The organism is Streptomyces marokkonensis (genome assembly GCF_039539045.1).
Taxonomy (GTDB): Bacteria; Actinomycetota; Actinomycetes; order Streptomycetales; family Streptomycetaceae; genus Streptomyces; species Streptomyces marokkonensis.
In genome coordinates this window covers 25,055-38,897 of the sequence record NZ_BAABCQ010000062.1, presented here as the reverse complement: position 1 = coordinate 38,897, position 13,843 = coordinate 25,055, and the positions used below count along the sequence as shown (strand labels likewise).

13 protein-coding genes are annotated in these 13,843 nt (G+C 69.0%); 4 read left to right on the top strand and 9 right to left on the bottom strand.

Annotated features, from left to right (window positions below):
* Both ABEA26_RS17460 and gltX read left to right on the top strand, forming a co-directional pair.
* A partial coding sequence (locus ABEA26_RS17460) for a hypothetical protein (RefSeq protein ID WP_345593347.1) occupies positions 1–277 on the top strand: 277 nt, incomplete at its 5' end.
* Positions 278–490: 213 nt separating this feature from the next.
* Positions 491–1,867: a glutamate--tRNA ligase gene (gltX, locus tag ABEA26_RS17455; RefSeq protein WP_345593351.1), complete on the top strand. Its 1,377-nt coding sequence runs from the start codon at positions 491–493 to the stop codon at positions 1,865–1,867.
* Between the two features lie 7 nt (positions 1,868–1,874).
* Here the strand turns inward: gltX and ABEA26_RS17450 are convergent, their stop codons facing one another.
* Genes ABEA26_RS17450 through ABEA26_RS17410 form a run of 9 tightly spaced genes read right to left on the bottom strand, consistent with a single transcriptional unit; the run spans position 1,875 to position 11,090 of the window.
* Complete coding sequence (locus ABEA26_RS17450; protein WP_345593346.1) at positions 1,875–2,861, bottom strand: glycosyltransferase; 987 nt, start codon at positions 2,859–2,861, stop codon at positions 1,875–1,877.
* Positions 2,858–3,472, bottom strand: a complete 615-nt coding sequence (locus ABEA26_RS17445; protein WP_345593345.1) for an HD domain-containing protein — start codon at positions 3,470–3,472, stop codon at positions 2,858–2,860. Before ABEA26_RS17445 ends, ABEA26_RS17450 begins: the two co-directional genes overlap by 4 nt.
* Positions 3,473–3,477: 5 nt before the next feature.
* Complete coding sequence (locus ABEA26_RS17440) at positions 3,478–5,193, bottom strand: carbamoyltransferase C-terminal domain-containing protein (RefSeq protein ID WP_345593344.1); 1,716 nt, start codon at positions 5,191–5,193, stop codon at positions 3,478–3,480.
* Between the two features lie 23 nt (positions 5,194–5,216).
* The gene (locus tag ABEA26_RS17435; protein WP_345593343.1) at positions 5,217–6,014 is read right to left on the bottom strand and encodes a radical SAM protein; all 798 of its coding nucleotides are present in this window, start codon (positions 6,012–6,014) and stop codon (positions 5,217–5,219) included.
* Between the two features lie 16 nt (positions 6,015–6,030).
* Positions 6,031–7,146, bottom strand: coding sequence for a hypothetical protein (locus tag ABEA26_RS17430; RefSeq protein WP_425587858.1), 1,116 nt, complete (start codon positions 7,144–7,146; stop codon positions 6,031–6,033).
* The gene (locus tag ABEA26_RS17425; RefSeq protein WP_345593340.1) at positions 7,146–8,255 is read right to left on the bottom strand and encodes a radical SAM protein; all 1,110 of its coding nucleotides are present in this window, start codon (positions 8,253–8,255) and stop codon (positions 7,146–7,148) included. Before ABEA26_RS17425 ends, ABEA26_RS17430 begins: the two co-directional genes overlap by 1 nt.
* Before the next feature lie 3 nt (positions 8,256–8,258).
* Positions 8,259–9,257 (bottom strand): D-2-hydroxyacid dehydrogenase, encoded by a 999-nt coding sequence (locus tag ABEA26_RS17420; RefSeq protein WP_345593338.1) that lies wholly within the window; start codon positions 9,255–9,257, stop codon positions 8,259–8,261.
* A complete protein-coding gene (locus ABEA26_RS17415; protein ID WP_345593336.1) occupies positions 9,254–10,564 on the bottom strand; it encodes a glycosyltransferase family 4 protein in 1,311 nt (436 codons plus the stop codon). The genes ABEA26_RS17420 and ABEA26_RS17415 overlap by 4 nt, the downstream gene beginning before the upstream one ends.
* A gap of 43 nt (positions 10,565–10,607) precedes the next feature.
* The gene (locus ABEA26_RS17410; protein WP_345593334.1) at positions 10,608–11,090 is read right to left on the bottom strand and encodes an ATP-binding protein; all 483 of its coding nucleotides are present in this window, start codon (positions 11,088–11,090) and stop codon (positions 10,608–10,610) included.
* Between the two features lie 165 nt (positions 11,091–11,255).
* Between ABEA26_RS17410 and ABEA26_RS17405 the strand changes: the two genes are divergently transcribed.
* Positions 11,256–12,782 (top strand): NsdA family TPR-like regulatory protein, encoded by a 1,527-nt coding sequence (locus tag ABEA26_RS17405; RefSeq protein WP_486388973.1) that lies wholly within the window; start codon positions 11,256–11,258, stop codon positions 12,780–12,782.
* Positions 12,783–12,792: 10 nt separating this feature from the next.
* Positions 12,793–13,746, top strand: coding sequence for an FAD-dependent oxidoreductase (locus ABEA26_RS17400; RefSeq protein WP_345593332.1), 954 nt, complete (start codon positions 12,793–12,795; stop codon positions 13,744–13,746).
* Positions 13,747–13,843 lie beyond the last annotated feature (97 nt).

The following is a 13,843-nucleotide window of genomic DNA, read 5'->3' as shown; positions in this document are numbered from 1 at the left end:
GCTCATCTCGGATGGCATCGACATTTCCCTAATGGAAGCGGGAGAGGGACGCGACAAGAAGTTGAAGGAGTTTCGCAACCGGCCTGCGCAAATCATTTGGGAGGAAGCTCAAGGTTCCGGACCAGGACCGAAACCTGTCCTCGTCTTCCGAGAGAATGCGTTCGTAGAGGAGAACAGTCGATTCGGATTCGACTTGAGCAGTCTCGAATGGAAGTTGGCTGACGCTCCAAAGCAGACGACGGCGGAAGCGGCCGCACTCGACGCTGCCGAGGCATGACAAACCGACGAGACCGCTTTACCGACGTTCGGAGGGTCGGCGGTTCCCACGACAACGGGGCTGACGCGCTGAGGCGCCTTCCCGGCGGACAGACCATGATGATCCAGAGGTGAGGTCGGCTCAGTTTGTCCGAAGGCGGTGCCCGGCGTCGGTACTCTGGAGGGCATGTCTACTGCCCCGGTTCGTGTTCGTTTCGCCCCGTCTCCGACCGGCATGTTCCATGTCGGTGGTGCACGGTCCGCTCTCTACAACTGGGCCGTGGCGCGACAGTCCGGCGGTACGTTCGTCCTGCGGATCGAGGACACAGACGCGGCCCGGAACAAGCCGGAGTGGATCGACGGGATCATCAGCGCTCTTGCAGCGATCGGCATCCACGAAGAGGACGCCGCCTTCGAGGGGCCGTACTTCCAGTCGCACAACGCCGATCGGCACCGGGAAGCGGGTCTGCAGCTCTTCGCGGCCGGTCGGGCGTACTACTGCGACTGCAGCAGGGAGCAGCTGAAGGAGCGCACGGGCTCGGACCACCTGGGTTACGACGGGTTCTGCCGGGACCGGGGACTGGCTTTCGAGGAGGGACGGGCGCTGCGGTTCCGGACGCCTGACGAGGGCGAGACCGTCGTGGTCGACCTGGTCCGCGGGGAGCCAGCGTTCCCGAACAACGCGATCGAGGACTTCGTCATTGCCCGGGGTGACGGGTCCCCGGTCTTCCTGATCGCCAACGTGGTCGACGACCTGGACGAGGGCATCACGCAGGTCATCCGCGGTGAGGAGCACCTGTCGAACACGCCGAAGCAGCAGCTGCTGTGGGAGGCGCTCGGTGCGAAGCCGCCGGTGTGGGCGCACCTGCCGGTGATCGTGAACGAGAAGCGGCAGAAGCTCTCGAAGCGCCGTGACAAGGTCGCGCTAGAGGACTACCTCGCCGAGGGCTTCCTGCCCGAGGCGATGGTGAACTACCTGATGCTCCTGGGCTGGGGCCCTGGCGACGACCGGGAGATCATGCCGCACGAGGAGCTGGAGCAGCTCTTCCGGATCGAGGACGTCAACACGGCGCCTGCCTTCTTCGACGTGAAGAAGCTGACGGCGTTCAACGGCGACTACATCCGCGCGCTCTCGCCGGAGCAGTTCGCCAACGCCTGTGCGCCATGGCTCGTCGCCCCGTACGCGCCGTGGGCCCCGGAGGCGTTCGACAGGAACCTCTTCGAGGCGGTGGCCCCGCTGGCCCAGACCCGACTGGCGCTTCTGTCGGAGATCACCAGCTACGTGGACTTCCTGTTCCTCGACGAGCCGGTCGAGGACGAGGCGTCGTGGAACAAGGCGATGAAGGCCGGCGCCGGCGACATCTTGTCCGACACCCGTGCCGAACTGGCCACTGTCGCGGACTGGAAGGCGGACGACCTGAAGGCCGTCCTGCTCGCCGTCGGCGAGAAGCACGGCCTCAAGCTGGGCAAGGCCCAGGCGCCCATCCGGGTAGCGGTCACCGGCCGGACGATCGGACTCCCTCTGTTCGAGTCCATGGAGCTGCTCGGCCGGGACCGCGTGCTTGCCCGTCTGGACGCCGCGGCCAAGAAGCTGGCCGCTACGCAGGCATAGTCGTTGGTCAGGCGACCTGCGCCAGCAGGTCGCCCCAGGCGTTGCCGAAGTAGTTCAGATCGAACCGGGCCAGGGCCTCGTATGCGGCCTTGGCCTCGGCCTGACGCGTTGCCGCGCGTTCCCGGACCTGCGTCGGCAGGCGGCCGAGGTCCGGGGCCGGCTGACCGGTCAGGGTAGCGAGGTCGCCCAGGCCGGCCACTGGGCGGATCAGGCAGGGCAGGCCGAGCAGCAGGGCCTCGGCCGCGCAGCGACTCCAGCCCTCCCGCATCCGGGGAAGGAAGACACCGACGTCGCACGCGCACAGAAGCCGCAGGTAGCGCTCTCGTTCCACGTCGTAGTGGGCACCGTCGAAGCCGATGGTGTTGCTGCCGCTGGTGATCACCCGCAGCCTGGGGCCGCCGGCCAGAGCCGCCGAGACCTCCTCGATGCCCTTCCAGTGCACGGCCTTGCCCGCGTACACGCCTATCGCGTCCGGGGGCAGGTCGAACTCGGCGCGGCATTCGGCGCGGTCGAAGCCGCGTGCCCTCTCGATCTCCGTCATGTCGAAGGCGTTGTAGATCACACGCACGTTGCGGATGCCTCGGGCCCGGAGGAATTCCGCCCAGTACGGGGCGACGCAGACCACGGCGGCGCATTGCGGCAGCATCCGGAACAGGTGCTCCCAGAGCATGGCCTCGACGGGTGCGGAGTCGTGCTGCAGCGGCTCGTAGTGGTGGAGGAGGAACACCGTGCGGGCCCTCATCTCCGGGGTGAAGAGCAGCAGGCTCAGGTCGTCCCACACGAAGGTGCCGGTGGTGCCGTGCAGCGTCCGTATGGAAGGGGCCAGGCGGGCAAGGTGGCGGAGCTTGCGCCAGCGGCGGACGCGGTAGGTGCGCTTGTGGTCCGGGACCGTGCGCCACTCCACGTCGTCGGCCGTCGCCTCGTGGAGCATCCGCAGGTAAACCCGGCCGCCGGTCCGGCCGACCGGCTCCATCGAGTAGACGATCCGCTTCACGGACGTACCTCCTGTTGGTGTCGGTCGTACTCGGCGTGGAGCAGCGCGTGCATGGCCGCCAGGTGGGGGCTGAGGCTGCGGGCGGCGTCGGCAATCGGGAGGTAGAAGTCCTCCAGGCTCCGGAGGAACCGCCGGCGCCGGTCAAGGTTGGGCGAGAGGGCAAGGTCGCGCAGGTTGTGAAGGCGGTCGGCGAACCGGACGAGGAGGTCCTCGGATGGGAGCGCGGCCTGCTTGAAGCGCCAGTTGGTTTCATCGCCGGCGGCCTTGGGACGCTGTTCGAGGCGGTGGTCGGCGGTCATGGCGCGCAGGCGGACGGTGAACCGGGCTCCAAGGTGCTGGACGAGCAGCGCCTCCGCTTCGGGAGCCACTTCCAGGGCGTCGTGGAGAAGGGCGAGGACGAGGGTCTCGGGGTGGCTGACCCTGATTTCGGCGCGCAAGAGCGTGACGACGGCCAACGGGTGCTCCAGGTACGGGGTGCCCTGGTCGCGTGTGTGGCCGTCGTAGACGGTGAGGGCCAGGGTGCCGGCGACTTCGGCGAAGGACTGCTCGTCTGTGCTCCACAGGGCGGTGCCGAGCACGGTGAGGACGTGGTCCAGGTCGGTGGGGTTCATCCGCCTCACCTCGTGAGGAGAGCCGTGGCACGGGGGTCGGACAGGTGGCCGGCGAGCAGGAGAGTGTCCCCGACAGCCAGGGCGTCGAGGCCGAGGTCAGCCGCCGCTGCCACGGCCTGCTCGGCGGTCCGCAGGATCGGGGTGCCCTTTCGGTTGAACGAGGTATTCAGCAGCAGCGGTAGTCCGGTGCGCTCGTGGAACTGCTCCAGGAGTTCGCGCAGGCCCTGATGGTGGGGGTCGACGGCCTGGACGCGAGCGGTGCCGTCATGGTGGGTGACTGCGGGGATGCGGGTGGCCTGGCACCGTCGGACGTGAGCGACCCGGTTCATGAAAGGGTCGCCCTCCGACATGAACCACTCCGTGGCGTGTTCGGCCAGGACAGCCGGGGCGAAGGGACGGTACGTCGCTCGCTTCTTGATCGCGTTGAGTCGATCACGCGTGGCGGTGTGGCCGGGGTGAGCGAGGATCGAGCGATGACCGAGGGCACGCGGCCCAAATTCGAGCGGTCCCCGCACCCAGCCGACGATGTGTTGCTCCGCGAGCAGCGCGGCCACGGTTGGCTCCAGTCCCCGTCCGAGGCCGGTCAGGGCGCGGTACCCAGTCGGCACCGCCGGCGTTGGCACGGCACCCGGGTGCGGGCCCCAGGCCGCGTCTGTCGGCACTGGGAGGCGCTCCTGCCCGAGATGGTAGTGCCAGCCGTAGAGCGCGGCGCCCACGGCAGTGCCCGCGTCGTGCGGGGCCGGTGCCACGAAGAGGGTGTCGAAGCCGCTGTCGGCGGCCAGCTGACCGTTGAGGTGGGAGTTCAGGGCGCACCCGCCCGAGAACACCAACGTCGAGGATCCGGTGAGACGTTGCAGGTGTCGGGCGACGTGGACGACCGATTCGGCGAAGACCTCTTGAACGGCGGCGGCCAGGTCGGCCCGTTGGTGTTCTGGCTGCTCCGCGACATTGGCAGCGGTCCAGGCCCGGCCACCGAGCAGCAGCGGGGTGCCGCTGTCCGCCGAGCCCCAGGGGTACTCGATGCGCACCTCGCCGTCGTCTCCGAGCCGTACGAGATCCCGGAGCTGAGCTGCGTAGCGCTGAGGGTCGCCGAAGGCCGCGAGCGCCATCATGCTGCCCTCGGGCTCGTCGCCGGGAGGGATCACTCGTCGGGCGAGGTTCCGGTAGAAGTGCCCGAGGGATGAGTGGATGCGCCGGGGCCCGGCCGGGCTTCGGACAACGGTCGGCATGCCCTGGTGGAGGCGGTCGATCCGATCGGGTCGCAGGCCGTACCCGGTGATGCGCTCCCGGCCCGGACCGAAGTCGGACCCGAGGGAGGAGCCGCCGGCGTCGATGACGAGGCCCGCTGCGTACTCGTGGCCGGAGAGCAGGTAGCCGGAGAGCACGTGGGCCGTGTGGTGGGAGAGGAGGCGGAGGTGTTCGCCGAGCGGGGCGGGCAGGAGCGCGGCGAGTTCGTCGCGCTCCTCGGCCAGCCACCAGCCGGCGGCGGGGTTGGGGCGCATGGAGGCGGCCCAGACGACGTCGATGTCCTGCGGTTCGAGGTCGGCGGCCTCCAGGCACCACTGGAGCGCGCGGGTTGGGGTGGTGAGAGTGCCCTTGCGGGTGGGGTGGTTGTGCTTGACGCCGCTCCAGCGTTCCTCTTCGGCCGCGTAGAGGCGGCCGTCGACGACTAAGGCGGCGCTGGTGTCGTGGTGGAAGTTCAGTCCGAGCACTGCGGGCATGGTCGTGTACCTCCGGTCTGGGGTCAGACGGTGAGGGCCGGGGCGGGGAGGAGGGCTGCGCCGGAGTCGGTGTACTCGTGGCAGCGCAGGCAGAATCGGAAGTGGTGGCCTCGGGGCTCGAAGACCTTCGCCGCGAAGTCCTCGTCCCAGATGCTGAACTCGCTGTCGTCCTTCGCCATGGCGTTGAAGCAGCGGTAACAGGACCCGTCCATCTCGATCATCAGGTGCTGGTCGAGATAGCGGTCGCAGAGGCCACGCAGCTCGTTCGCCGGCTGGCCGACGTCGACGTGATGCACGTGGTTGGTGACGTGGATGGCGCCGTACGTGTCACACAGCCGCACGAGCTGCGTAAGGCGGAGGGAACTGATGCCTTCCAAGACGCTGTTGATGACCACGGTCTTGCCGGCCTCGCGGAGGCGGGGCACCACAGCGTGGACCTCGTCGTAGTTCTCGTGCTCGTCATCGCAGCCGATGAGGACCTGGTCGTACGAGCGGAGGGTGGCGTCCATAATCCGCTTGTTACGGGCCAGAGTGATGGCGTTCGTGCCCAGGACCATGACCTTGTCGGGCAGGCGGGCGCGGGCCGCGTCGCTGAGGGCGGGGAAGTCCCGGTGCACCGTGGGCTCGCCGCCGTTGATGTGCAGCTGTTGGAACGGGATGGTCTCCAGCCTGGCCAGGATGGTGGAGAACAGCTCCATGGACATGTTCTCGCCCTGGGCGCCGTCGGCGAAGATGCAGAAGTCGCAGGACCGGTTGCATTTGGTCGTGATCTTGACCTTGGCCGTCTTCAGGGTACGGGGCAGGGGTGCACGCGCGGGCATGGCGGGACTCCTTGTGCTAGGGGTGGACGTCACCGGGGGTGTGGCTGAGGAAGTCCTGCACGGTGGGCCTCTGCTGGTGCCAGAGCGCGAGGGTCGCGCGCAGGGTGCCGGCGGTGGTCGGGCCGGTGGGGATCAGCCTCGCCATTCGGGCGGCCAGCCGCTGGGCGGGAGTGGTCTCGTCGGCCGCGAGCGCGATCAAGGTCCCTGCGGCGGATCGGAGTTCCTTCGCTTCGCGCCGGATCAGATACTCGGTCGCGACACCCGGCGGCGGGTCGAGGTAGTACAGCCAGCGGGCGACGCGTACGCGGAGCATCCCGGCTGTCATCACCCAGTCGGTGTCGGCGTGAAAGCCGCACTCGCCGACAGTGCTGGGCGCGTCGGGAACGCGGCGCATCGCCGCCTCCAGAGCGACATGGGCCGTGCGAAGCAGGTGGCGCGGGCCCCGAGGGCGAGCGTCGGACCGGTCGTCGGCATGCCCGAGAAACAGTTCGGCGTACCCGTCCAGCCCGTCCGGCCGCCACTGCGTGAGGGCGGCCGTCTTGCCGGGGCAGCGGGTCCGTGTCGCGAGAGCGGCTGCGGCGAACCAGCACGGGGCGAGGTAGTGCCAGGCCACGCAGTGGCGCCGGTACGCGGCAACGTTCTCCACCACGTTGTCGATGCTGTCCGCCGCCAGCTGGTACCGGCCGCCCAGCCGGGCTTGGAGGATTCCCCGGTAGAACCGCTCGTCGACCTCGCGCCACGGCGCCATCTGGGCCCGCGACTTCCAGCGTTGGAAGTCACGGACGCTCCCGCTGATCAGCGACCAGGTCGCCAGCTCGGGCGCGGAGACAAATCGTCCGTCGGCCTCGACCATGGTGAACGCGAAGCCGGGCGGGTGCTCCAAGAGACGCTTGTGAGAGATGTCCCTGCCGACCGCGGCCGTGTGAGCGGCGGCCAGGCGGTGGTTCCACTCCTCCCAGTCCGTCGGTGCCTCTGGGATGAGAATCCGTACGTCGATGTCGGAGTGGGGCGCCAGCAGGTCGGCCGGCTGCCACTTGTGGGTGAGCATCGCCGCGCCGACGCCGTGAGCATCCAGCTCGCGCTCGTACAGCGCCCCGAGCCCTGGGTACAGAGGCGCCTCAACCATGACCATCACCGCTCCTCGGTGGATGCGCGGGCGCAGGAGAGCCGGGCCGTTTCCGTGGTCAAGAGAGGGAGAAGCGGCAGGACCGGGGTGCCTTCGGGACGCTCCATCCGGTCCCAGCGCAGGTCGTAGTCGACGTAGTGGAAGCCCTGCCAGGCGTCGTTGGCGTTGCGGTCGAGCATGGCCTGGAAGAGGTGGGCGAAGGCGTTGCCGAGGGTGCCGTCGGCGAGATGGGGCTTCAGAGGGATGTCGCGGTTGTGGAGGATGCAGGGGCGGGCCACGCCCGTGGGCGTGATCTTGATGCGGTTGGCGTCGGAGCAGGTGGCGCAGCTGGAGTTCGAGATGAAGCCGATCGAGCCCGCCCAGCCTTCCGGGCGAAGATACTGCCCGGGGCTGCGGACCCCGAGCTCGTCCCTGCGCACCTCGCCGGCGTTCACGAACCACTCGTGGAGACGGTCTCGAACCTCCGCCTCACTGATGAACTCGGTGTCGAAGAGCGCTTGGGCGGGGCCAATGTTCTGGAGTTCGATCAGCCGGACGGCGATGGGCAGGTCGCGGGCGAGCTCGGCGACGGCGAAGGCGTCATCCAGGTAGGTGCGCTGCAGAACGCAGTTGATCTTCACGCGCAGGCCGAGGGCGAGCGCGGTGTCGAGGGTGCGCCGGGTGACGCGCGGGTCGCCGCCGCCCATGATCTCGGCGGACCGGTCGGGGTCGAGGCTGTGGAGGCTGAGATTGAGGTACGTCAGACCGGCGCGGTGGAGTTTCTCGACGCTCAGGCCGCGGCGCAGGTTGCCGTGGCTGGTCATGCCGATCGCGGCGTCGGACCCGAGGCCGTCCGCCAGGCCCGCGATCACGTCGATGATGTCCGCTCGGAGGGTCGGCTCGCCGCCGGAGCAGTGCGCTTTCTTGATCTGCCAGGCGCCGGCCTCGGCGGCGATGGCCGCGTAGTCGGAGGCGGTCAGGGGTCGGTCCTTGTGCCCGTAGTCCGGCATGCAGCGCGGCTTGCAGAACACGCAGTCCAGGTTGCAGAGCGAGTTCAGGGTGAAGGCCAGGTAGGGGTGGTTGCGGCTGGTCGCCGTGAAAGCGGCAACCAGGTCGCGGTGGCGTGTGGTCGGCATTGGTCAGCCTCCTACGAGGGGAGAGCGAGCAGCGGGCACCTCGGCCAGGCCGTTGAGCGGCTGGTCGGTGAGGTAGCGGCGCAGGTTGTCGGCGAAGAACGCGACCGCCTCGTCCATGTACGTGCGGCTGAGCGTGGAGCTCTTCGGCGTGAGGACGACCCGCGGGTGGAGCCGCAGTGGATGGCGGACCGGCAGCGGTTTCGGGGCGAAGACGTCCAAGGCTGCGCCGCGAAGGTGGTCAGCGTTGAGAGCGGCCAGCAGAGCCGACTGGTCGACGGTCGTCGCACGGCCGAGATTGAGGAAGAGGGACTTCGGCTTGAACGCCGTGAAGAGGTCGTGGTCGAAGAAGCGGTCAGTGGCCCGCGTGGCGGGCAGCAGATCGACCACCACGTCGGCGACGGCGACCGCCTGGTGCACTGCCGACGCGTGCATCCACGTGATCCCGCCCTCGACGGCCACCGGCGGCGTGCGCCGTACGCCGACGACGTCCATTCCGAAGGAGCGGGCCGCGCGAGCAAGGTGCTCGCCGATGCTGCCACAGCCGACGATGGTCATCGTCGCCCCCGCCAGGTCCAAGAACTCCTCAGCCAGGTCGTCCTTCCACCAGGACCGGTTCCGCTGGACCCGCTGACTCATGAACAGACCCCGTGAGAATCCCAGGACCATCCCCATGGCGTGCTCCGCCATTGGCCTGCCGTGGAACCCGTACGAGCGGGTCAGAGCGACTCCGACAGAGTGGGCCTCGGCGACAGGCAGATGGTCGGTGCCGGCTGACGGGGAGGCGATCCACCTCAGGTGAGGGGCGCCGAACAGCCACGACGGCTTGAACGTCCAGCCGAAATAGACGTGCGCTTCGGCCAACTGGTGCGGCACGGTCTCCTCAGTCGCCGTACGGAACTCCACTCCGGGGAAGGCGGCTGACAGCGCCCGCTCGTGCTCGACGGACAGCCGCCAGAAGCGGTGCGGGGACTCCAGGCTGACCAACACAACCGGCCGGTTCATCGTGATCGTCCTTCCGCGCTTGACGCGGGTTCCAGGGCCCAAGGGGCGATGCGCCCGATGACGGAAGCGATGCTGGCTTCGTAGTCGTGACGCGAGCGCACCAAGGCCACCCCGGCGCTACGGAGCCGGTCACGTTCCCTGGGCAGGACGGTCAAGGCGCGATGGATCGCGGAGGCCAGAGACTTGGCGTCCCGTGGTGCGGCGGTGAAGCCGGTCTCGCCTTCAACGACCGTCTGGGCGAGTCCGCCGGCCGTGGTCGCCACCACTGGGCCGGCTCCGGCCGCGAACGCCTCCAGGGGGATGCGCCCGAAGGGCTCCTCGCGTGAGGGAACGACGACTGCGCGCAGGGCCGGGTTGTACAGCCATGCGCGGATCGCCGGGGTGAAGCGCGTGATCAGGGTCGCGTCCAGGCCGTGTGCGTGGATGTGCGCCGCCAGGTCCTCCTGGTATGAGGTGGAGCGCTCGTGTTCGTCCGAGGTCACGGCCGCCAGGACCAAGTGCGGAGCGCGAACCCCACGCTGCTTGAGGAGGAGCAGCGCCTCCAGAAGGTCATCGAAGCCCTTCGTCGGCACGGCACGGCCCATGGCGAGAAGGAATCCGGCGCGGGCCTTGAAGGGCAGAGGCAGCACGATGGTCGGCCTGGCCATCTCCTCCCGTATCAGCCCGTTCGGGATGCTCACGATGCTTCCCCGAGGGACGGCGTAGTTGACGAGGAGATGGCCCCGCATGTGCGAGGAGATGGCGCCGATGCGCCCGCCACGGACCGTTGCCGCCCGGAGGGCCTCCCGCTCCCAACGAACACGGGACAGGTCCTTGGGCCGGGTCAGCGCCGTCATGGAACGGGGAACGAGAAGCAGGTCCATGGTCGGCGACGTGTAGGGCGCCAGCCCAAGGAACGGGATGTCGAGGCCGATGAGGAGGCACCGGCTCGCTCGCTCAGCGATGCGTACGGCCGCCTCGCCCGCCAAGTCGCACAACTGCACGGAACCGTGGATCGACTCCGGCGCCGCCTGGACCCCCGGGGACGTGATGACGTCGGCCTCCGCCTGCCGAAGCATCTGCTGGACCTCGGCGGCCCACCGCCGGTCGTGCGCTCCCGCTGTCTCCGGCACGTGCGGGGTGATGACGGAGAGGCGGCCTGGCGGCAGGATGCGGGCGAGCGCCGTAAGGAAGGAACGGTTACTGAATCCAGTGCCCGACGCTGCGCCGTAGAAGCCCTCGTGGAGGGCGACGATGACGCGGGGCCGCCGGACAGCCTCCGACACGACCGTGGGCGGGGGTGGTGAAGTTGCATGGTGCATGCGCACTGGGTGGTGCCTCCTTCGAAGAGGGGTGTCACGGGCGAGGGCATCAGGCGCTGGCAGTCGAGGACCGAACCTCACGGGTGAGCCGACACCAGGCGCGGGTGCCGCAGGTGCCGGTCGTCAGCGACCAGGCGTCGGCCAGGGCCTCGACGATGACCAGACCTCGTCCCGATTCGGCCTCCTCGCCCGGAGCCTGAGGGAAAGACGGCGCCCGTTGAGAGCAGCCGCCGTCGGTGACGGTGATCTCGACCTCCAGACTGCCGGTGGTCGGGTTTGCGCGATCGACGCACAGGACCAGGGGCGGGCTGCCCGAGGCGAAAGCGTTCGTCGCGAGCTCCGACGTGATGAGACGTGCGTCATCGAGGAGGGTCTCCTCGGCTCCGTGGAGCGCAACGGCCACAGCCTCCCTGGCGACTTCGGCCGCCTTCGGCCCGTACGGCAGATCCGTGATCAGCGTGGTCCCGCCGGCGCCGTCGGTATGTCCGGACGCCGGGCCGCACGCCGGACGCTCGGTGTCGTGGTCCAGCACACCGCCGAGACGGCTTCGCGCGGCGCTCGTGCGGTATCTCAAGGCCCACCTCTTTCCGTCGGCACCGAGGACGGCGCCTTCCGCCGGGGTCCAAGAACACCGGAGGAGCGGGGTCGTGCAGGACCCGATCAACGGGTCAACTCGGTCAACTTCGTTAAGAGGCAGGTGAACCAGCGGCCCGAGGGCGGCACCATGAGGGAGCGCGAGAAGTGGTGGACGAACCACTGGGGCAAGAGGTGGTCGCACGTGGCACCGCAGGCAGGGGAACCCAACGCCGTACTGGCGGGGTGCCTCGACGAACTCGGGTGGAGCCCGAAGGCTCTCGCTCGCAAGCTCAACAGGGTGTTCGGAGCTGGGACGGTTGCTGAGTCGGCGCCTTACCACTGGCGGGACGCCGGCTCGTTGCCGCGCTCGCCGTTACCGATGATGACGGCCTACGTGCTCTCCCAGGAGCTGGGTAGACCTATGTCGGTGGCCGAACTCTGGCAGGGCCGCGTGGGTGACTCTTCGGCGCTCGTTCCGGCCGACACGGATCTCGCACGGCCCTGGACCGTGCAGGGCATGGAGGCGACCGTGGAGGATTGGGTGATGGGAGGGCTCGTCGACCGACGCCGGTTCCTCGCGATCTCAGGTGCGGGGCTCCTCGCGATCGTCGCCCAGTACCTCGACGGCACCGCGGGGCGCGGCCAGTACACGCATCGGATCACACCGTCCGTGGGTGCCGATCCGCTCGTGGACCAAGTCGAACAGCACCTGCCTATGCTCTCCGCGCTCGATGATGAGCACGGTGGGGCACGGCATCTCCCTTACGTAGGTGCCCAGTTCCGTGCGGTCGGCCTCCTGATCCGCGAAGGCGGTCACGCTCCCGCCGTCGCGAGCCGTCTCATTCGCGCGCTCGCGGAGATCGGCCAGCTGGCCGGCTGGATGGCGTTCGACGCTGCCGATCACGGTCTGGCGCAGCGCTACTTCGCCACGGCGCTACGCGCGGCGCATCAGGTCAACGACCTGCCCCTGTGCGCCCACATCCTCGGCGACCTCTCGTTCCAGGCCGCGAGTCGGGGCCACCCGGCGGACGCCATCGCTCTCGGCGAGGCTGCTCGCCGCGCCAGCGACGCCGCACCACCGGCCGTACGGGCATCCGTCCTGTCCCGGCTCGCGTACGCGTACGCCACCGCCGACCGCGACAACGACTTCGCCCACACCCGTGGGGCCGCACGTGAACTGATCACCAGCCGGGACGGAGGCCAGGAGGAACCCCGCTGGATGTACTTCCTCACCGACAACCACCTCGACTGCCAGGCCGGTTACGGCCTTGTCCAGATGGGCCGCGCCCAGCTGAAGGCGGACGGCGGTACGAGGGGACGGCGCTTCCTCGCCCAGGGTGCGGAGATGCTCCGGTCCGGTGCGTACGACGTCCCGCGCGGTGACCCCAGCCAGCGCAGGGCCATGTTCGAGGGGGCCTGGCTGGCCCTGGGCTACAGCGCCCATGGTGATCTGGAGGCCGCCTGTGAGGTCGGCCAGATCGTCACCGACCGCCTCGACGTCGTGCGCTCGCCACGCAGCGCGGCCCTGCTCCACCAGCTCGCCGCAGACCTGCGCCGCCGACAGCGCAACGCCCACGTTCGCAGCTTCCTGCCGACCCTGGAGCACGCCCTCGCTCAACATGCCCCGTCGACACCACCCGGCCGTTAGGGTCAGGATCATGGCCGCAGGGGAGCGTGTTGTCGTTGTCGGGGCTGGGGTGGCAGGGCTCACCACCGCCGTCGTTCTCGCCGAGGCCGGCGTCTCGGTGCATGTCATCGCCGAGGAGGTGCCGGGCGTCACCTCGCTGGCGGCCGGGGCGATGTGGGGTCCGTACTTGGTCGAACCGAAGGACAAGGTCGACCAGTGGGGACAACGGTCGCTGGAGATCTTCCGTAGGCTGGCCGAGGATCCGGCCACGGGCGTCCGGCTCACCAGCGGCATCGAGGCATCCCGCACGGCCGAGGCACCACCGGACTGGGCCACCACCCTGCCCGGATTCCGGCCGTGCGGCCTGGCAGAGCTGCCGACGGGATTCTCGGCCGGCTACCGGTTCATCGTGCCGCTGATCGACATGCCCACCTACCTCAACTACCTCCTGCATCGGCTTGATGCCGCTGGTGGAACAGTCGAGCGGCGACGCCTGGCGTCACTCCCGGACGCTGGCCCGGCCACCGTGATCGTCAACTGCACGGGCCTCGGTGCTAAGGATCTACTCCCTGACCCTGACCTGCGGCCCATCCGCGGCCAGCACGTCGTCGTCACCAACCCAGGGTTGACCGAGTTCTTTTCCGAGGACACCGGCCTCTCACCGGACCTGCTGTGCTTCTACCCACACGGCGACACCGTCGTCCTGGGCGGCACGGCCATCGACGGTGAGGGTGGCCTAGCCTCCGACGACACGGCGGCGGCCAGCATCCTGGCCCGCTGCGCCGAGGTCGAACCCCGTCTCGCCACAGCCCGCGTTCTGGAGCATCGGATCGGTGCCCGGCCCACCCGGGCTACGGTCCGGGTGGGCGCTGACCGGCAGGAGGACGGCACCTTGGTCGTGCACAACTATGGGCACGGAGGCGCTGGCGTCACGCTGTCATGGGGTTGTGCCGGGGAAGCTTATGAGCTGCTCGCAAGCGAGTGAGGCAAAGCTTCCAGGACCCAAGTCTGAATCGCTGCCCTTGGATACTCCCAACCGGGCTGCGATAGGAGCCCGCTCCTTCTGAAGTGGGTTCGCTTTC